Below are 19,931 nucleotides of genomic sequence, written 5' to 3'. Positions count from 1 at the left end.
CGGGGCGAAATCGTATTAATCGTTGGTTCGGATGACGTCCAGGCCGTTGTTCCGTTCGAGGTCGCTGCGGCCACCGTCGGTCTCGCCGAATCCGGCCGAGCTGCTCTCGACGTTCTGACTCGCGTCGAAGTCGACCTCGTCGGGGTCACTGATGGCCTGCCGTGACTTGTCGGCCTGCTTCTGGGTCGTCGGACCGAGTACCTGGGCGCTCTGGACGCCGGTCATGATCGCCATGACCCGCACCTTGCCCTTGTACTCTTCCTGGATCCGGGCGCCCCAGATGACGTTGGCGCTCGCTTCGAGACGATCGGTGATCTTCTCGGCGATGCCCTCGGCCTCTTTGAGTGTGAGGTCGGGGCCACCGGTGATGTGGACCAGGCCGCCGCTGGCGCCGCGGTAGTCGACGTCCAGCAGCGGGTGGTTCATCGCGTCTTTGACGACCTCGTCGGTCTTGTTCTTGTCCTGGGTCTCGCCGACGAGCATCACAGCGACGCCGCCCTGGTTCATAATCGCTGTCATGTCCGCGTAGTCCAGGTTGATCAGCGACGGCTGGGTGATGGTCTCGGAGATCCCCTTGACCGTCTCGGCGATGATCTGGTCCATCACCGAGAACGCCTTCCCGATGGGGAGGTTCGGGACGTAGTCCAGCAGTCGATTATTGTCGAGGACGATGATCGAGTCTGCCTCGTTGCGGAGGTTCTCCAGGCCCTCCTCGGCTTTGACCGTGCGGGCACGCTCGACGTTGAACGGCGTCGACACCATGCCGACGACGATCGCGCCCTGCTCTTTGGCAATCTTGGAGACGACCGGCGCCGCGCCGGTCCCCGTGCCGCCGCCCATCCCGGCGGTCACGAACACGAGATCCGCGTCGCCGAGGATCTCCTTGATCGTGCCCTGAGCCATCTCGGTGGCACGCTCGCCCATCCCGGGGTCGCCACCGGCGCCGAGCCCGTTAGTCAAGGACTTGCCGACCAGGATCTTCGTGTCGGCCTCGATCATCTGCAGGTGCTGTTTGTCGGTGTTCAGCGCGATGGTGTCGGCACCGTCGACGCCGATGTTGTACAGACGGTTGACCGTGTTGTTGCCGGCGCCGCCACAGCCGACGATGACGATCCGGGGATCCCCAAACTCGCCACCGTCCGCGTCGTCCATCGATCGCTGCTCCGCCTCCGCGTTCTTGAGGGCGTCGTTGACTATGTCCTGCATGGTCTACACCTTGGCCCAGGTCCGGCGCTTACGTTTTTCAGAGGGGCGCTCCTGCTCGGTGCCCTCTTCGTTGATCATCTCACGAACGGCCGACCGGATCGCCTCGCTCCGGTTGGGGTACTCCCCCGTCTCGACCATTCGCTCGACTTCCTCGATCTGCTGTTTCGGAATCCGTAGTGTCACACGCTCCATGTTTTGTCGTTCCCCTTTGGGTAAGACGGCGGTGAACTCACGTCCACGCTGCGTTTACACAGTGAAATCGCACGGAAGCGACGTGATAGTCGGTTCCGCGGCCACTGTGTAAGACGACCGTCTTACGCACAAAATACCACAGACCAAGGGATAATAAAGGTTAGGGTTAACGTATGACAATCCGTCGTTTACGAGAGTAGAGAGTGTTTACCATGTGTTTTCGAGACTTTAGGTGTTGTCGAGGACATCCGCTGCTGGAGTGCGCCGGCCACAGCTGGGACAGAACGCCCAGTCCGACCGGAGTTCATCGCCGCACTCACAGAAGACTCGGTGTGACGCTTTCTCCCCGCAGTTCGGGCAGTAAACGTCCGACGACGACAGGGTTTCACCACACTGTGCACACGTGTTACGCTGGTCATCGTCCTCGGAAACGTCTGTCTTACGCTCGGAGGAGTCGCGATCTGACGTAGTGTGTGACGCCGCAGGCTGCGTGTCAGCATCAGCACCGTCGACAGTGATGTTGACATTGATATCCTGGGGCTGACTGGGTGTAAACGCCGTTTCGAGCCGTTCCGCGACGAGCGCATCGACGCGCTCGGCGACGAGTTCGTCGAGACTGTCAGCCGCGTCGGACACGGGTTCCGATTGCGAGGCCTCGACGGACGACGGGCGTTCGACCGACGTCTCCCCGAGGTACGCGCGCAGAGCCTCACGCATGATTTCGCTTTTGGAGGCGTCAAACTCCTCAAGCTGCGCGATGAGGTCGTCATCGGCCCGGAACGTTATCTTGCTCATCCGACTCGTCATACACGTTGTCAGCCGAACTATTTCAATCTTCCCGACCGTCTGACGGGCGTCATATCGCTACCCGAGCCACTCGTCGGGATCGAAACCGAGTTTCCAGCGGTGCTCACACTCGGGACATTCGATCTCGTAGGTGTCCGAGCGCAGCAGTCGGGAGTTGACGTCTATCGTGAGTTCACCGGCTCGGTCGGCACAGTCGAGATGAAAGCCCGTTTCGCACTCGTCACAGGTGACAGGTCGGCCGCCCGTGGCGAGTTTCTCACCGCAGTAGTGGCACGACTCGAGCGCCTGCATCGGCCGAAAATTCGTCCCACAGTGATATAACAATTGGCGTCGGGCCCGCCCGACCACCGGCCCGAATAATAATCCTTAAGTCTGCCAGGCGGACTACGTTGAGATGCGACCGCCCTTAGCTCAGACTGGTAGAGCAGTCGACTGTAGATCGACTTGCCCCCCGTTCAAATCGGGGAGGGCGGATACTTTTCGCGGCGCTCACTCGCGAGCGCCGCGTGTGTATTCTTCCTGACCCGATTTGAGCGAGATGATCATTCTGCAGACATAACGCCCCATCCGTCCAGTGCGCACTCGTTCAGGTACCGATCGAACCCGCGGAGAGTGGCCAGTACCGATGTCACGAATCAACAAAGGGGACGGTCGTGAACAGTCAGACCCTTTTTTGTGACTGCGACGCGTCTACGCAGATAGAGAGCGATGGGTGTCCTCGATCGCACAACGTGGTTCGCGAGGGGAGATACGGAGACGCATCCGTATCGGTGTATGTCCTGTGGGGCAGACCTTTCGGTGCAGTATCATTCCTGCCCGGAGTGTGGTAGCTACGACATCCGAGCGACGAAGTGGATCGACGAGTGATACCGCCGGCCACTCGGTCGTACAGATGTTCGCCGGACCGTCGTGTCGAATCACTTCGAAATGGGATACGCAACGAGCGGACCTCCGACATATGCCACGAAGCGCGCGTGAAGCCCCGCCTATCGAGAGTTGTGCGTCCGGCGTGGACTCGCTCTGGACGTTTACGACCGGACCATGTTTATAGATCTATCCGGCTGCCGTAAGCCATTATGAGTAGTTTTTCTGATGATAAGAGCAGGAGTTACCATACGCAAACTGACCATTCCTGTGGAAACATTTGACTGTTTTCTTATATTTGTCGGACGGTCGTGTGACGCATAGCCAGAGTGGGAACCGAGCACCGACGGAGACCGATAAACCGAAATCAGGGAGACACGAAACGGGCTGTGAGTGAATAGCAACCAGCTTCTCGTCGTGGCGGTGGTACTGCTGAGCGTCGGCGGGCTCGCGATTGCTGCAGCGACGGTATCGACGCCGTCGAGTTCGGACCCGGGAACTGGACCCGGTGAGGCCGCGGGCGAGGATGACGAGGGGGCGTCCGACGCTCCGGGGTCGTCTTCCGGGACGGACGACAGCGGCGAGAGCAGACTCATTGTGGTCCTCGGAGTGATCGTCTTCGTCGTCGGGGTGCTGACCACGCTGGCCATGTTTGCGAAGTGGCTCACGCCTCGTCGAACCGTGGGCCTCGCGATAGTCATCGGCGTCGTCGCCGTCGTCAGCCTGCTCGTGCTGGGGGCGCTCATGGATACGGTGCCGGAGATGGGCGGCGTCCAGATGGAGCCGAAAAACGGGACAGACGGTGGTGGCGGCGGCGGGACCGGCGGCGAGGCGGCGTCGGACTCGCCACGGAGCAGTACCGAGGCTACCCCACTGCTGTTCGGCATCGTCGGGCTGGCGATGGTATTGCTGGCCGCGGCAGTCTATCGGTACTCCGGTACCGATGTCGACATCGCACTCGAGGAAGGAACGGACGAAACCGACGAACCGTCGTCCGTGCAGGCGGTCGGACAGGCGGCCGGGCGAGCCGCCGACCGGCTCGAAGCGGAATCCGATCTCGAAAACGCGATCTATCGAGCCTGGCGGGAGATGACCGACGCGCTGGATGTCGCCCAGCCGCGGACGACGACCCCCGAAGAGTTTGCCGAGATCGCGATCGAGGCCGGGATGTCCGACGAGGACGTCCGGGAGCTGACTCGCGTCTTCGAGGAGGTGCGCTACGGGAATCGACAGCCGACGCCGGAGCGCGAACAGCGATCTCGGGAGGCACTACGGCGCATACAGCGAACGTACGCTGGGGGCAACGATGAGTGAACGAGAAGCGACCGAGCGCCTCTCCGGGTCGACGCTGGGACTGATCGTCGTCGGATCGCTCGCGGTCGTGCTGGCGATCGTCTTCATCTATGATCCGGGTCTCGCACCGGCGTTCGATCCGGTACTGTTACTCGCGTATCTGATGCCGCTGGTCGGAATCGGCGCAGCGCTGTCGCTGAGCGTCAACTACCTGCGCGGCGAGCGATCGGAATTCGATCCGCCGCTGGTCGAGTATCGATCGACAGTCAGCGTGCCGGGAACGTCGGTCGACGCGGATCTCGCCGGCACGACGGCGGACGGGCCACTCGGTCGGTACAAGCGAATCAGTTCGGTCCGAAAGCGTCTGCGAACCGTACTGGATTCGGTGTTGACACGAACGGCAGTGGCTCCTGAAGATCGGGTGGCGACCGTCGAATCCGGCGGCTGGACCGACGACCGGATCGCGGCCGGTTTCTTCCAGTCGAGCACACCCTTCTCACGGAGCGAGCGACTGCGGATGCGCCTCACGGGCGAGCACGCGCTCGTGACACAGGCCCGCCACGCGATCGACGCGATCGCGGACCGACTGGGCGTGACAGATCGGGACTGGGGCGGCCCCGAACAGGCCGGCGCCCGATCGACGGTCGACGAGGGGTGGGTCGGACGGCTATCGGAGGTCGACTCACAGATCCGAGAGACGGGCCGTCTACGGATCGTGACCGCACTTACGCTACTGGCGGTCGGGATCGGGGTCTTGCTCGACGCGGGCACACTGGTTCTGGCCGGTGTGGTCGGACTCGGCCCACTGGCACTCAGATACGTCGGATCGACGCCGACGCCACAGCTCGAAATCGAGCGGACGATCGACGACACCGAACCGGACCCGAACGGGAGGGTTCGCGTGACGGTGACGATCACGAACGTCGGCGATCGGATGGGGTTCGATCTCCGGTATCTGGACGGCGTCCCGCCGGGCCTTACCGTCGTCGAAGGATCGCCTCGTCACGGGACGGCACTCCAGCCAGGTGCGTCGACACGATTCGCCTACGTGGTCGAAGCCGAGCGCGGCGAGCACGCCTTCGAGGAGGGGTTGCTCGTGTCGCGTGACGCGAGTGGAACCGTCGAGGGCGTCGGGCACCTCGGCGCGTCCGGGGAGATGCGGCTGCGGTGTGAACCCAAGCCGACGGGTGATCTCTCAGTGCCGGTCCGTGCGAAGACGAGCCCCAATGTCGGCCGCGTCGTCACCGACGTCGGCGGCAGCGGCCTGGAGTTTCACTCTATCCGGGAGTACCGACCCGGGGACCCACTCAAACGGATCGACTGGAACCGGGTCGCACGCGGCGGCGAGCTGGCGACGATGCAGTTCCGGGAGGAGCACGCCGCGACGGTCGTGCTGTTGCTCGACGCCCGAAGCGACGCGTTCGTCGCGCCGGAACGCGACGCCCCGAGCGCGATCGAGCGGAGTCTCGGTGCGATCGCAGACGTGTTCCACAGTCGCCTGGACAGCGACGACCGGGTTGGACTGGGAGCGCTCGGAGCGGCGGACTGCTGGCTGGCCCCCGGCGCGGGACACGGCCACTGGGCGCTGGCCAAGCGGTTGCTGACGACCGAGAGCGCGTTCACCGAGGGCAGCGACGAGACGTTCTATCCGGTGCTCGCGATGGGACGACTCCGGAAACGGCTGCCGAAAAACGCGCAACTCGTGTTGTTCTCCCCGCTGGCCGACGACACTGCGGTCTCGATGGCACGCCGGTTGCACGCCTATGGCTACCCGATGACGGTCGTCGCACCGGACGCGACGGCGACGGCCACGCCCGGGCAGACCGTCGCCCATCTGGAGCGCCGGCTTCGGCTGTCGCGGCTCAGAGATGCGGACGTGCGAGTGATCGACTGGCGACGAAGCGAGCCGCTCGGGATCGCCATCAACCGGGCACAACGGCGGTGGTCGCGATGAGCGTCGAGCGCACACCTTCCGCCACCGGGCTCGTCCTGACTGGACTCACCGGGACAGTCGCCGCCATCGGTGCGTTGCTGGGCGGAAGCGCCGCGGCGATCGCCGGTGTCCCCGTGGCGATCGCGGGCGTCTATCGCACGTCGCGAGCGATCCTGGCCGGCGGCGTGGCGCTGTTGTTCGCGGGCGTCGTGCTCGCCGGAGCGGGCGGCGGCGCTCCGGAAGCGGTCGTCGTCGCAATGATCGGAACGGTGCTGGCCTGGGACGTCGGCGAGAACGCCATCTCGATGGCCGGACAGCTCCGGACCGGCGCGGGCGAGCGAGCCGAGATCGTACACGCCGCGGCGGTGAGCACGGTCACGCTCACCGTCGCAGTCGCCGGGTACAGCGTCTACCTGGTCGCCAGTGCGGGCCAGCCCGAGATCGCGCTGTCGCTGCTCGTGTTCGGAGTCGTGCTGGTCGTGCTCGCGCTCGGACGGTGAACCGACGAGCGAGACGTTAGACCGTCGGGACTTCGACGCTGTCGAGTACGTCCTCGATCACGGCGGATTTGTGAACGTCTTCGACCCGCGCGTCCGGCGTGAGTACGAGCCGGTGCGCGAGCGCCGGTTGCGCGACTCGCTTGACATCGTCCGGCGTGACGAACTCCCGACCAGTAATCGTCGCGCGAGCGCGTGCGACTTCGAACAGGCGCTGCGTCCCGCGCGGGGAGACGCCGACCTCGACGAAGCGATGCTCGCGAGTCTTGCGAGTGAGTCGAGCCAGGTACTGCAGCACGTCCTCTTCGACGGTGACTGACTCCGGCGTCGTTCGCAGGTCCTGTACCGACTCGGGATCGAGCACCGTCTCGACGGTGGGGCTCTGCTCCGTGCGGCCGGCGCGCCGTCGCAACAGTTCGAACTCCCCATCCTCGTCGGGATAGCCCATCGCGGTCTTGATCGCGAACCGGTCGACCTGCGCTTCCGGTAGCTCGAAGGTTCCCTCCATCTCGACGGGGTTCTGGGTGGCCAGCACGAAGAACGGCTTGGGCAGTTCGTGGGTGTCCCCGTCGACGGTGACCTGCCCTTCCTCCATCGCTTCCAGCAGTGCCGACTGGGTTTTCGGCGGGGCGCGGTTGATCTCGTCTGCCAGCACGACGTTCGCGAAGATCGGCCCCTCGCTGAACTCGAAAGAGCCGTCGCGTTCGTTGAAGACGTGTGTCCCCGTCACGTCGGCGGGCAGCAGATCCGGGGTGAACTGGATGCGCGAAAAGGACAGCCCGAGCGCCGTCGCGAAGCTCCGGGCCGTCAGCGTCTTGCCCGTCCCGGGCACGTCCTCGAGCAGGACGTGTCCCCGACCGACGACACCCAACAGCACCGTTTCGAGAAACTCCCGATCGGTGACGACTGCCCCCTCGATCTCGCTGAGCAACGAGTCACAGGCCGCACTGGCTTCAGCAACGTCCATACGCTCGTTGTTTCAGGCCCGTCCCTTCAGGGTATCGAAATGCCAGTCGTTGCCAGCCCGGGCGTGGATCGAAACCGATACAAGTCCCTCGCGGATACGGACTTATGAGCCGAGGTAGCCTAGCCTGGCCAAGGCGCCTGCCTCGAGAGCAGGTGTCCTCACGGACTCGAGAGTTCAAATCTCTCCCTCGGCGTTTCTGCGCTGGACAACCCATCGAAAGTGGCGTCTGCACCTCACGTCAGGAAAAACAGGAGGACACTGACGGCGAGTACCACGACGATGAACGCCCCGGCGAGTGGCGCACCGAGGGTCACGACGGCGTTGGCGGTGCTCGCGAGCATCTCCGTGCGATCGTTGCCGAAGACGGTCACTTCGGCCCGTTCGGTGGCCATCCCGGCCTCGACGACTTCGAGGTCGTCTCGGGCCTGCGCGAGGAGGTCGTCGATCAGCGCGATCAGTTCGTCCTCGGGGATGGATTCGCCGACCGGGTTCTCGGCGTCGATCGTGTTGACGGCGTGAGTATCGGTCGTCAGCACTTCGAGGAGATCGACGCCGTCGATCTCCGCGAGGATCCGGTCACGCAGTCCGGGGACCATGTTATTGCCGTCGATCAGCACGTACGCAGTGGTGTGACCGTCGACCCGAAAGAGCGCGACGCGGATCCCGAGCGACCCGATACCGTCCTCGACACTCCACGGCGTCGCGTCGTGGGCCGTCCCGAGCTCGAACCGGGACTGGGACGCGTCGGCCAGGCGGTCAGCGAGTCCCCCAACGCCCTCGATCAGATCGAACGACCGCTCGCTTCCAGGGACGACGTGGCCGAGATCAGGGCCAGTCAACCCGTCGTTGCAGTTGTGTGCGTCCGCGAGCATGACGTCCTCGTAGCTGGTGCGAGCCCCGGCGATCGCGGACAGGCCGACGCCGAACTCGATGTCGTCAGCGAATCCCGGCGCGAACGTGGCCGTCGAGAAGAGGTCGTCGCCGAAGGCCTGGCCCGTCACCGTCGCGTCCCCGGCCTCGACGCGGTGGCCGGCCGTGGCCGTGCTCGCGTACTCGATCCGGTCGTGGGCGCGATCGGCGGCATCGATGAGCGCCTCGACCTCTCGTTCGGTGACGAGATTGAAGTCGTGTCCGGCGGTGGCGTGGGGCGGAAACGCGAGCCCCTCGGCGTGCTCGTCGATCCGGACGGGGAGGTTGCCGCCGCCGATGTCACCCATCGGCCCGGGATGGATCATCGGCAAGACGAACCGAGCCTTCTCCCGGTCACGTTCGGAGCCGTCCGCCCGGCGAACGGAGAGTACGGAGACGGGGACGACGGCCGTCTCACCGATCTCCTCGAAGAAATCCTCCAGTTCGCGGGAGCCGTCCACGAGATGGCCCAGAAACCCGCTGATGAACGCCAGGACGCTGACGTCCAGACTGCGCCGCCAGGGCCGGTCGATCACGACGAGAAATAGCCAGACTGCGCCGGCGTAGAGAAGACAGATAAGCGCCAGTACGAGTAGATCCTGCGGCTGGAAGACGACCGGGAGATTCGCGTGGGACGCCCGCGAGAACAGCCGGTTGGATAGCGACCCGCCGATCTCGAAATACCGGAGCGTCCCCGTGTACACGAACAGCAAAAACGCGGCCGTGGCGGTCTGGATACTCGCCGGAATCACAGCGATCAGCATCCGGTGTCGGGAGACAGCGACCACGATCAGCAACCAGACCGCGAAGGCGATAGCCAGCCCCAACAGCAGCGCGTCGAAGACGAACGGCTGTCCCAGCGGCGTCCCCAGCGCGACGACAGCCGCGATGGTCAGAACGCCGATGACCAGCAACTCGTTGGCCAGCGCCAGCAGCGAGGAGTGACTGTAGGTGAGGCGGCCACCGAGCCGGCGATCGATCGGCGGGACCAGCACGCTCGCGGCGACAGTGGGAATGCCGAGGAAGAACACGCCTTGCCAGGCGTCCTCGAGAACGAACGCCGAGTCGAACGCAGCGACGCCGCTGACGGCCGCGATCAGTAACGCGAACGCCAGCGTCGTGTACCACCTGGGCGCCCGGAAGACGAACCGTGAGAGCGCAGCCAGATTACCCTGCGTCGTCGTCATCTATTGGAAGGGCAACTGCGAGCAGGATAAAGCATACGACCCAGCGGTGGCGGTAGGCGTGTCGAGGATACGACCCCACGGTGGTAGGCGTGTCGAGGATACGATCCCACGGTGGCAGCCGTGTCGAGGTCGTCCCGAGCGATGCCATCGGGCGACTACCGGTCACAGATCGACCGGAAGTTCTCGAAGACCACGTCACCCTGCTCGGTATGGGCAACCTCGGGGTGCCACTGGACGCCGTAGATGTCCGCGTCGGTGTCTGCCATCGCCTCGACGCCACAGACGTCGCTGTGGGCCGTCCGGACGAATCCCTCGGGGACCGATTTGACCTCGTCGGCGTGACTCGCCCAGACCCGGGTCTCGGGCGCGAGCGAGCCGACCAGGGGATCGGACGGATCGTCGATTTCGACGGTCACGTCGGCGTACCCGCCGTACTCCCCGGAGCCGACCGTTCCGCCGCGTTCGTCGGCGATGAGTTGCATACCCAGACAGATTCCGAGAACCGGGATATCGAGATCGAGATACTCGGCGGAGTTGCCGACACGTTCGATATCCGGCCCGCCCGAGAGGACGAGCCCGTCGGCATCGATTTCCTCGGGTGGGGTCGTGTTGTCGATCAACTCGACCTCGACGCCGATATCACGAAGCGCGCGTTGCTCCAGATGCGTGAACTGGCCGTGGTTGTCCACGACGTCGATACGGGTCATTGGGCAGTGCTACACGACTGGCAGGTAAATACCCGCGGAAAACGATCGACGGAAAAGACAAGTGTGAGAGCCACCGAGAGAGTACCGATGAACGAAGGGACACGGGTGCTCGACCGCGAGGACGACGATCCGGACGAGGCCGTCGTCGTCCACCAGCCCGAGAAGACGATCGCGGACTGGGAGTACGAGGTCGACGGCGAGACCTACACGACCGCCGAGTCCAACCCGGAGTACGACCCGAACGAACAGCTCGTCGTGATCGCGTTTCTCGACCAGCTCACGAAGGAGTGGCCGGACTGGGAGGACGTGCCACCCGGGGGACTGTTCGACGGCGTGCGCGAGCACGGGATCGACTACTACGGATTCCCCGAGAGTCGGCTCACGGTCGTTGACGAGGAGGCCGACGCTGCATCGGTCCCCGAGGAGTTCGAGACGATCACGGACCGTCTGGAAGAGAACGGCTTCGAGGTGACCGAGGACACCGAGACGGCGACGCTCACCGTCGAAAAGTACGGGTCTGAATACATTGTCAGCAGCGACGGAAGCGTCGAAGGCGAAGAAGGGCTGCGAAACCGCGTCGTCAGCATCGTCAACCGCTATTTATAATCGAATCGCTCGCTCGCGGACTCGAAGGACAGCTCCTCGACCTCTCTGCCCTTTCGCGTTTCGGCGACAGCGAGCGCTTCCGGGTCGGGCTGGGCCGAATCGTCGATCCGCGCCCAGGAGTTGTGGACTTTCGCGTGACACCACCGACAGAGCGAGACGGTGATCTCGTGGCCCGGACCGTCCTCTCGATCGGCGTACGAGAGGTGATGCTCCTCGAGTAGCGGTCGCGCATCGTCGTGGGCGAGACGCCGCTCTTCGAGACCACAGCGGCGGCAGGTTCGACCGTCCGTCAGCGATCGGAAGTGGGGGCAGTCCGACCACGACCAGTCGCTGTGCTGTGTTTCGGACGATGCCTGGTCGGGATCCGCGTCGGAAGCGACGACGGGACAGCGAAAGTCGTTCCGACGCCGGTCGGCGACGAACTCCGGATCACGGGAGTCGCGTTCGAGCGCCCACCGACACCGGCCATCGTCGGTGACGTGGTCACACCGATCGACGTGCGCGTACGGGTCGTCCACGCCGACCGGTGATCCACCTGGTGCTCGCTCCATAGACAGTGGTACGGTGGAAACCGGAATTACCTGTCGATCAGGATTGCTGTGATAGTGCGATAACGAGCGCGGACTCGAAACGGACCGGGTAGTAGAACAGATGAGAGACGGCACCACAATGCACAGATGATGTCATCTCCGTCATAGTTATATGAGAGGGATATGATTGGCAAAATGTTATGAAGCGGCGCGAAATGCTGAAAGCGACTGGCGCAGCGGCAACCGCCTCGGCGATGGGGCTGGCAGGATGTAACAGCGTTCCGTTCCTGGGCGGGGACGACGGCTCAACGGGATCGTTCTCGGCGGTCAGTTCCTGGCTACCGGAACCCGGAGAGATCAGTGATGGCCTCAACCACTACAGTTTCTCGGCACGGACGCCGTCGGGAATCTACAGTGCGGTCGACGACACACTGTGGAAAAGTTCGCAAAGAGTTTCGACCGAGTTCGGATCGCTTCCGTCAGAAGACGTCGAGTACAGAATCTCGATGAATGCCAGAGTCTCCAGTGAGGACAGCTTTGGCTCCTCGGACTTCGAGGCGACCATCTATACGGGTTCGTTTGATGCTGATTGGATTGGAGACAAAATCGAGTATGGCGCCGGATACGCAACGACCAGCGAAATGACGGACAGTCGGACGCTATTTAGACAGGAAAATGCAGGTGAATCAAATCTAGACGCGTTTGTCGTCGATGAAAACGAGAATGTGGTTATCAACATCGGAGGGAACGATCAAACCGACACGCTTCCGACTGCAGAAGGTGTAGCGGAGTTGCTATTCGACGCGAACGCGGGGGAAGTTCCGACGTATACCGAAACGAGCGATATGAGTGAGCTCGCGAGCGGCCTCTCGATGGGCCATACCATAAGCGCCAGTACACAGAACGAGACAGAGTTGAGCGGAGATCAGGGCCCAGAAAATGGTCGTCTCGGCGGAACGGTGGCGCAGGGGACGACGTATACGGTAAACGGAACTGACGTGGATATCACAAGAGTGATCGTCTTCGACGAGGAGCGAGACGTGGACGAGAACGATATCAAAACGTACATTGCCGAGAGTGGTGAGTTTACCAGAGCCGAAGAGCGACCATCCTACTCAATTAGCGGTCGCCGCGTGTCGATTGAATGGACTACGGGAGGAGTAGTGTCGAGTGTGCTGTACTAACTCGCCACGCCACTGGTAACGATACGAATTAGAGCTCAAGCTGATTTTTCACTACAACCCATCAATGTGCAGTCGGGGTTGATCGAGAATTCCATATATCGACATAAGATTTATACCCGGACACATCGGCCTTTTAGCACTCAAGCGAGTAGAACCGGCACATGGTTCAGAACGTCGCGCCGGTGATGGCAGAGCTCGAACCCGAGGATTTCTATCTGCTCTCGGGAATCGAGCAGGGGATGCGGTTCTCGGAGTGGGTCCAGCGTGAGAAGATTCCGGAGTACTCGCGGCTGACAGCCGAGGACGTCGAATACCGGCTCGATCGCTGTATGGATCGAGAGTTGATCGAGCGAAAAACCATCCAGTACGAGGGGTACACCCTCACCTTCGAGGGGTACGACGCGCTGGCGTTGCATACCTTCGCCGAGCGAGAGACCATCAGCGGTGTCGGCGCACCGCTGGGGGTCGGCAAGGAGAGCGACGTCTACGAGGCCCAATCCTACCGGCCACTGGCATTGAAATTCCACCGGGAAGGGTACACGAACTTCCGGGAAGTGATGCGCGAACGGGAGTACACCGCCGACCGCGAACACGTCTCCTGGCAGTACACCGCACGCAAGGCGGCCGAGAAGGAGTACGACGCGCTGGAAACGCTGTATCCGGACGTAGCGGTCCCACAGCCGATCGACCACAACCGGCATGCGATCGCCATGGAACGGATGGACGGTGTGGAGCTCTCACAGGCGCGAATCGACAGCGAACAAGTGCGGCCGTTGCTGGAGATGATCCTCCGGGAGATCCAGACAGCGTATCAGGAAGGGTACGTCCACGCCGACATCAGCGAGTACAATATCTTCGTCGCCAGCGGTGGGATCACCATCTTCGACTGGCCCCAGGCCGTGCCGACCGACCACGAGAACAGCGACGAGTTGCTCAAACGCGATATCGACAACATCGTCGGATACGTCCAGCGAAAGTACCCCAGCCAGGTGTCTGAACCGGTAGATATCGACGACTTGAGCCGTGCGATCCGGGATGGGGAGTTCGAGTCGATGGCGTCGTTTGACGGAGAATAAATTATATTTCGCAATATAGAATACGGGTGTAGGATATTCGTCTCGATACAGGGATGCCCGATCGGCCCAGGCCGCCAGCTACAGAGTGTGGTTTTGACACTGGAACAGCGCACGCGACGAGCATGGGGGCAAATAAAGTGCCTCTGTCGTGGACACTCTAGTATGGCTGACGAAGAAATCGACGACGTGGACAGAGCGATTCTGTATGCACTACAGGAAGATGCTCGAAACATGTCATCCGGAGATATCGCTGAACGGACTGGCACTTCCGACAGCACTGTCCGCAAGCGCATCCAGCGCCTCGAATCCGACGGCGTGATCAAAGGCTACAGTGCCAGCGTCGATTACCAGCAGTCGGGGTTCCCACTCCGAATGCTGCTGTACTGTACGGCTTCGATACCCGAACGTGGGGACCTGATCCCCGAGATACTTGCGATCGACGGCGTCGTGTCGGTCCAGGAGTTGGTGACCGGTGAACAGAACCTCCTCGTGACGGTCGTCGGCGAGTCGGATAGCGATATCACGCCCGTCGCGCAGGAACTGCTAGATATGGGGCTGACAGTCGCCGACGAAGTACTCGTCCGGAGCCACGAGACGACGCCGTTCGGGACGTTCGACCCCGAAAACAGTAAGTAATCCCGAAATCTTCGATTGCCGAACGATCCCGGGACACGCGGCCTGCTCTGACTGTAGGTTCGTTGGGTATCGACTACTGGAGACAGTTGTAGCGCCAACCCAGTATCGCTTCCCAGCACTGAAACCATAATGTTCTATTATCCCCCATTTTGAGAACGTTCTGGTAATATAGAAGGATTTAACAAACAGTACGTTCGCATAGATAGTAGAGACGACCAGAATCGGCGTTCCGGGACGCCCGGTTGCCGAGCGGTCACAGATGGACCGAACGATGTCAGGACACAGCTCAACGACAACGGTCGGATCGCTTCCGGACACGGCGTCGGAGTCGCCGTTCGTGCCCGTCGCACTCACGTGGCTCGTGTGGTCGCTGTTCGCCGCGAGCATCGCAACGGTTGCAATCCGGGTCCGGACCGGAGGCACGTGGGAGATTCCCGGGATAGTCGCCATCGACGGACTGACCGTACTGATGTGGGTGGTCGTCACCTTCTTCAGCGGCATCGTCCACAGCTACTCGCGCCGCTATATGGCTGGAAGCACCCACGAGACGAAATTTGTCGCTACTGTGTTCGGTTTCACAGCGGCCGTAATAGGGCTGGTCGCTGCCGACCACCTCGCACTGTTCGCGCTCCTGTGGCTAGCGATGGGGCTGTTGATGGCAAACCTCATCGGTACCGTCAGCGGCTGGGGACAGGCACAGGTGGCCGCGGCGGTCGCCCGCAGGTACTTTCTCGCCAGTAGCGCGCTACTGGCAATCGGGCTTTCGGCGCTGTGGTGGACAACCGGCGCGACGACAGTTTCCGGTGTCGCCGCAGCTGCCAATGGGCTCGGTGGCCCACTGTGGCTGGTCGCTGCCGCCGCACTCGTGCTCGCTGCGATGATCCAGTCCGCCCTGGTGCCGTTCCACGGCTGGTTGCTCTCCTCGATGACCGCCCCGACGCCGGCGTCGGCACTGATGCACGCCGGGTTCGTCAACGCCGGCGGGATCCTGCTTACCCGCTTCGCCCCGGTTATCACCGTCGACCCCACGCTCATGCTCGCGGTGGTCGTAGTAGGCGCGACCAGCGCGTTACTCGGAAAGGTCCTGAAGACGGTCCAGACGGACATCAAGGGCAGGCTCGGCTGTTCGACAGTCGGCCAGATGGGATTCATGATCATGCAGGCCGGCTTGGGCTTCTTCGGGGCGGCCATCACTCATCTCGTGTTGCACGGCTTCTACAAGGCCTACCAGTTCCTGCGTTCGGGCGAGCAGGTCGAACACACCAGTCCAGGCGATGGGGCAACACACACGACGGGGCGGGTGGCGAACGTCGCCGGCGTCACCGTGACGCTGCTGACCGGGCTGGCCGGGGGCGCGCTGTTCGCGGCGCTGACTGGGAAGGGAACCAGAGTCGACACCGGACTGCTGCTGACGTTTTTCGTGGTGTTTACCACGCTCCACGCGGCACACAACGCGGTCCAGCACACGTCGCTGTCGACGCTGACCCGGTACGGGGCCGTGCCGCTGGTCTTCTTCCCGGCTATCGGCGTCTACGCTGTGGTGTACGAGGGAGTGTCCGAATTCCTGTCCGGGCTCGCCGTGGTGACGGCACCGACCGAGCTGACCCTGCTCCACGGCATCGTCGCCGCCGTCTTCGTCGGGATCTACGTCGCGATCGAGACCGGCGTCCACGAGCACAGTACGCGCCTCTACGTGACACTGCTGAACGCCGGCCAGCCGTCGCCCGACACCGTCCTGACTACCACGGAGGACTACAATGAGTACTAAATCCGCCATCCGCGACAGCATCGACAGGGCAGCGACCACCGTCGGCTCGGTCTGGCCACTGCACTCGTTCGTGACGGCCAATCCGCTCTCGGGGTTCGAAGACCAGCCGTTCGGCGAGGCGGTCGAACAGGCGGCTGCCCTGTTGGGCGGCCGCGGCTACCCGAGCGCCGAGACGTTCCGGACGGCGCTTCAGCGCGGTCAGATCGATCCGGAGATACTCGAAACGGAACTCGCCGAGGCCGGCTACGAGGACGACCCTGCGGAGCTGCTCGGTCGCATGGCCGACGCGACCGACGCCCCAGCGAGTGAGACGGACACTGCCACGGAGCACGTCGATCAGGTGTTGGCGAAGTGGCTATCCGCCTTCCTCGAGGAGGGGAGCGCCCACTGGCCGATGCCCAACCGCGAGTCGGGATTTTACACAGCCTTCAGAGCGGTGGTCGAATACGATAGCGACGTTCCTGATGCGGGAGTCCTCGAAGATCTGCCGGAGACACCGATCGAGGCCATCGAGACGGTACTAGAGCCGTACCCGGAAAGCCAGTGGGTCCCGATCTTCGAGGAGCAACTGGCTGCCCTCCCGGGCTGGACGGGGTACATCAAGCAGCGCGCCGAGAGCGGCAACGAGTGGCAGTCGGCGTACCCGATCTCGCTGGAGGGATACCTCGCGGCTCGGCTGGCGCTCCTGGATGCCGTCGATGCCGACATCGAACCCGCAGCCGGCAGCCTCGATACGAATGGGGTCGACGAGCTCGCGCAGGCCTTCCTTCGCGCGTGGGAGGCGACCTACCGCGCTGACCTCGTCGGGACCGTCGCCGCGGAGAGTCGATCGATGGCCGACAGCGATCCGTCGGGCCGGCCGGACGCCCAGCTGGTGTTCTGTATCGACACCCGCTCGGAGATTATCCGTCGCCACATCGAGGCGGCGGGCGGCTACGAGACCCGCGGGTACGCCGGCTTCTTCGGTATCCCCATGGAGTACCAGGGATACGACGCCGACGTGTCAGTCGATTCCTGCCCACCGATCCTGGACGCAGAGCACCACGTCACCGACTTCCCGACCGACAGCGACACGCGGACACGCCACGACCGCTGGACCGGCATCCGCGAGGCTGCGACCGACGTTATCGAGTCGCTGGAGACCAACGCCGCCACCGCCTACGGTTTCGTCGAGACGACCGGGAGCGGGTACGGGCTCGCGCTCGCAGCCCGCACGCTCGTCCCCGAGCGCGTGTACGACCTCTTGGGCGCCACAGAGGAGTCGGTACCTAACAAGCAGGAGTTCTGTGAGCCGCTCGTCCATCACCAGCACGAGTACGCGGGCGATCTACCGGTGGGGATCACCACCGAGGAGAAAGTCGAGTACGCCGCCACCGCCTTCGATCTGATGGGCTGGGAGGAGTTCGGCCGCCTCGTCGTCTTCGTCGGCCACGCCAGCGAGACGACGAACAACCCCTACGATGCGAGCCTGGACTGCGGGGCCTGCGCCGGCAACCCCGGCGGCCCGAACGCCCGCGTCCTCGCGGCGATCTGCAACGACCCAGAGGTCAAAACCGAGCTACGCGAGCAGGGCTTCGAGATCCCGGACGACACCGTCTTCCTCGCCGGCCAGCACAACACCACGACTGACGAGATCGAGCTGTACGACGGCAATGTGCCAGAGACCCATGCCGACGATCTCGAACAGTTGCGCGGCGACCTCGACACCGCTCGCGAGCACGCGGCCGCCGAGCGTGCCGAGTCGATGGGCAGCGACGGATCGGCGAGTACCAGGGAGACCGAGCGCCGGGCCGCCGACTGGGCCGAGGTCCGCCCGGAGTGGGGACTGGCCGGCAACGCGGGGTTCGTCGTCGGGTCCCGCGAGTTGACGAGCGATCTCGACCTCGACGGCCGCTCGTTCCTCCATTCCTACGACTGGTCGACCGATCCCGACGGCGAGGCCCTTGAGGCCATCATGACTGGTCCGATGATCGTCACCCAGTGGATCAACGCCCAGTACTACTTCTCGACGGTCGACAACGCCGTCTACGGCAGCGGGTCGAAGGTGACGCACAACCCGGTCGGGAACATCGGCGTCTATCAGGGCAACGGCGGCGACCTGATGGCCGGCCTGCCGTTGCAGTCGCTCATGGCAGCCGACGACGAACCGCACCACCAGCCGCTCCGCCTCTCGACGGTCGTCCACGCCCCGGTCGAACGTGTCACCGGCATCCTTGCTAGCCACGAGGAGTTGGCGACGCTGCTCGACAACGACTGGCTCTCGCTGACGGTCGTCGATCCGACGCAGGACCACCACGCGTTCCAGTACCAGAGCGACCTAGAGTGGACGCCGGTATCCGAACGACCTGAAGCCGACCAGCCGGTGCCGGCTGCGCCCGTGGTCGCGGACGACTAGGGTCGGACGCACAGAGATGAACCATCCCGGGGGGAGCGTCCTCCTGCGGACTGCCGACCGAGCGGGGACCCGGAGCTCCGTAAGTGATAACAGGCTGCCTGTCGAGACTTCGACAAGCGTGTTCGCCGCAGCACTCACTGATCTACTGCGTTTGCTCACCGTTCCGGTGCTGGGCTGGGCAGCCATACGAGACGTCAAGACCCGGCGCGTCCCGAACGAGACGTGGCTGCCCCTGATCGCACTCGGGATCGTCCTCCTGAGCTGGGACGCGCTCGCGGTCTGGACCGACACCGTGTGGACTCTCACCATTGACGGTCTGAAGGTCGGCATCGAAGCGGAGGCCGCCGAGACCCTCGAGTTGTTTGCCATCAGGACGGTGATCAGCGTCGGCTTTCTGGTGCCGTTTGCCTACGCATTCTGGTGGTTCGGCGGGTTCGGCGGTGCGGACGCGAAAGCGTTGATGACGCTTGCGATCCTGTTCCCGCTGTATCCGACATTTCTGTTCCCCGGGTTCACGCTGCCGTGGTTCGAGGCCACGCTCGGCGTGTTCGCGCTGACGATCCTCTCGAACACCGTCCTGGTCGGGGCCGTCTATCCGATCGCACTCGCCGGCCGCAACCTGCTACACGGTGCCGTGAGCAGGATGATGGTCGTCGGCCAGCCGATCGCCACCGACGCGCTCGCGCGGCGCTACGGCCGACTGCTCGAGCGGCCCGACGGACTCACACGCCAGGGGATGGACCTGGACGTGCTCCGGATGTATCTCGAGTGGCGGGGGCTGACGATCGAACAATTGCGCGAGGCACCCGACCGCTACCGGGACCCGGAGAGTCTGCCGGACGAGCCCAACGACCCCGGCGACGGGACGATCCGGCAATCTGAGGAGTCGCTGGCGATCGACGGCGGGGAATCGAGCGAGACGACCGACACCACCGAAGAGATGCCCGACGACGATCCCTGGGGTGCGGCGGCGTTCTTCGAGGACATTGGCGGCCCAATCTACGGGACCGACTCCGCGGAGTTGCGGGCCGGCCTCTCGGTCGTCGCGACGAGCGATCGGGTGTGGTACTCGCCGGGGATCCCGTTTATCGTCCCGATGTTCGGCGGGCTCGTCGTGAGTCTGACCGCCGGGGACGTGCTGGTCTGGCTACTGCTGCAGATCGGACTCGGCTAG

Annotated in this window: 18 protein-coding genes and 2 tRNA genes; 12 read left to right on the top strand and 8 right to left on the bottom strand. The window is 63.6% G+C overall.

Features of this window, described 5'->3' with window-relative positions:
- Positions 1-15: 15 nt before the first annotated feature.
- The 4 genes from ftsZ to HSEST_RS02345 form a co-directional block, all read right to left on the bottom strand.
- Positions 16-1,206 carry a cell division protein FtsZ gene (gene ftsZ, locus HSEST_RS02360; RefSeq protein WP_229121967.1) on the bottom strand — a complete coding sequence of 397 codons (1,191 nt, stop codon included), beginning with the start codon at positions 1,204-1,206 and terminating at the stop codon, positions 16-18.
- A gap of 3 nt (positions 1,207-1,209) precedes the next feature.
- Positions 1,210-1,398, bottom strand: coding sequence for a ribbon-helix-helix domain-containing protein (locus tag HSEST_RS02355; protein ID WP_229121966.1), 189 nt, complete (start codon positions 1,396-1,398; stop codon positions 1,210-1,212).
- A 228-nt stretch (positions 1,399-1,626) separates the two neighbouring features.
- The gene (locus HSEST_RS02350; RefSeq protein ID WP_229121965.1) at positions 1,627-2,193 is read right to left on the bottom strand and encodes a double zinc ribbon domain-containing protein; all 567 of its coding nucleotides are present in this window, start codon (positions 2,191-2,193) and stop codon (positions 1,627-1,629) included.
- A 69-nt stretch (positions 2,194-2,262) separates the two neighbouring features.
- Positions 2,263-2,496: an RING finger protein gene (locus HSEST_RS02345; protein WP_229121964.1), complete on the bottom strand. Its 234-nt coding sequence runs from the start codon at positions 2,494-2,496 to the stop codon at positions 2,263-2,265.
- A gap of 109 nt (positions 2,497-2,605) precedes the next feature.
- Here HSEST_RS02345 and HSEST_RS02340 point away from each other — a divergent pair.
- From HSEST_RS02340 to HSEST_RS02325, 4 genes are all read left to right on the top strand, one after another.
- Positions 2,606-2,679: transfer RNA gene (locus HSEST_RS02340), tRNA-Tyr, on the top strand.
- 783 nt (positions 2,680-3,462) lie between these two features.
- Positions 3,463-4,383: a DUF4129 domain-containing protein gene (locus HSEST_RS02335; protein ID WP_229121963.1), complete on the top strand. Its 921-nt coding sequence runs from the start codon at positions 3,463-3,465 to the stop codon at positions 4,381-4,383.
- Entirely contained in the window at positions 4,376-6,316 is a 1,941-nt protein-coding gene (locus HSEST_RS02330) for a DUF58 domain-containing protein (protein WP_229121962.1), read from the top strand. The genes HSEST_RS02335 and HSEST_RS02330 overlap by 8 nt, the downstream gene beginning before the upstream one ends.
- Entirely contained in the window at positions 6,313-6,795 is a 483-nt protein-coding gene (locus HSEST_RS02325) for a DUF7519 family protein (RefSeq protein WP_229121961.1), read from the top strand. Before HSEST_RS02330 ends, HSEST_RS02325 begins: the two co-directional genes overlap by 4 nt.
- A 16-nt stretch (positions 6,796-6,811) precedes the next feature.
- Here HSEST_RS02325 and HSEST_RS02320 read toward each other — a convergent pair whose 3' ends face one another.
- Positions 6,812-7,759 carry an AAA family ATPase gene (locus tag HSEST_RS02320; protein WP_229121960.1) on the bottom strand — a complete coding sequence of 316 codons (948 nt, stop codon included), beginning with the start codon at positions 7,757-7,759 and terminating at the stop codon, positions 6,812-6,814.
- 108 nt (positions 7,760-7,867) lie between these two features.
- Here HSEST_RS02320 and HSEST_RS02315 point away from each other — a divergent pair.
- Positions 7,868-7,952, top strand: a tRNA-Ser gene (locus tag HSEST_RS02315).
- Between the two features lie 40 nt (positions 7,953-7,992).
- Here HSEST_RS02315 and HSEST_RS02310 read toward each other — a convergent pair.
- Positions 7,993-9,855, bottom strand: a complete 1,863-nt coding sequence (locus HSEST_RS02310; RefSeq protein WP_229121959.1) for a DUF2070 family protein — start codon at positions 9,853-9,855, stop codon at positions 7,993-7,995.
- 155 nt (positions 9,856-10,010) lie between these two features.
- A complete protein-coding gene (locus HSEST_RS02305) occupies positions 10,011-10,562 on the bottom strand; it encodes a GMP synthase subunit A (RefSeq protein WP_229121958.1) in 552 nt (183 codons plus the stop codon).
- Between the two features lie 87 nt (positions 10,563-10,649).
- Here HSEST_RS02305 and HSEST_RS02300 point away from each other — a divergent pair, with 87 nt between their 5' ends.
- Entirely contained in the window at positions 10,650-11,168 is a 519-nt protein-coding gene (locus tag HSEST_RS02300; protein WP_229121957.1) for a hypothetical protein, read from the top strand.
- On the opposite strand, the gene HSEST_RS02295 is transcribed toward HSEST_RS02300, so the two are convergent.
- Positions 11,159-11,719: a DUF7097 family protein gene (locus HSEST_RS02295; RefSeq protein ID WP_229121956.1), complete on the bottom strand. Its 561-nt coding sequence runs from the start codon at positions 11,717-11,719 to the stop codon at positions 11,159-11,161. The genes HSEST_RS02300 and HSEST_RS02295 overlap by 10 nt on opposite strands.
- 179 nt (positions 11,720-11,898) lie before the next feature.
- Between HSEST_RS02295 and HSEST_RS02290 the strand changes: the two genes are divergently transcribed.
- The 6 genes from HSEST_RS02290 (at position 11,899) to HSEST_RS02265 (ending at position 19,931) form a co-directional block, all read left to right on the top strand.
- Positions 11,899-12,882 (top strand): hypothetical protein, encoded by a 984-nt coding sequence (locus tag HSEST_RS02290; RefSeq protein ID WP_229121955.1) that lies wholly within the window; start codon positions 11,899-11,901, stop codon positions 12,880-12,882.
- Positions 12,883-13,043: 161 nt separating this feature from the next.
- Positions 13,044-13,958, top strand: a complete 915-nt coding sequence (locus tag HSEST_RS02285) for a serine/threonine-protein kinase RIO2 (protein WP_229121954.1) — start codon at positions 13,044-13,046, stop codon at positions 13,956-13,958.
- A gap of 162 nt (positions 13,959-14,120) precedes the next feature.
- On the top strand, positions 14,121-14,594 hold the full coding sequence (locus HSEST_RS02280) for an Lrp/AsnC family transcriptional regulator (protein WP_229121953.1): 474 nt from the start codon (positions 14,121-14,123) through the stop codon (positions 14,592-14,594).
- Between the two features lie 271 nt (positions 14,595-14,865).
- Positions 14,866-16,362: a proton-conducting transporter membrane subunit gene (locus tag HSEST_RS02275; RefSeq protein WP_229121952.1), complete on the top strand. Its 1,497-nt coding sequence runs from the start codon at positions 14,866-14,868 to the stop codon at positions 16,360-16,362.
- Positions 16,352-18,757, top strand: coding sequence for a DUF2309 domain-containing protein (locus tag HSEST_RS02270; protein WP_229121951.1), 2,406 nt, complete (start codon positions 16,352-16,354; stop codon positions 18,755-18,757). The genes HSEST_RS02275 and HSEST_RS02270 overlap by 11 nt, the downstream gene beginning before the upstream one ends.
- Positions 18,758-18,875: 118 nt before the next feature.
- Positions 18,876-19,931, top strand: coding sequence for an A24 family peptidase (locus tag HSEST_RS02265; protein WP_229121950.1), 1,056 nt, complete (start codon positions 18,876-18,878; stop codon positions 19,929-19,931).

The sequence above is a fragment of the Halapricum desulfuricans genome (assembly GCF_017094465.1).
Classification (GTDB): Archaea; Halobacteriota; Halobacteria; order Halobacteriales; family Haloarculaceae; genus Halapricum.
This window is presented reverse-complemented; position numbering and strand designations above follow the sequence as displayed.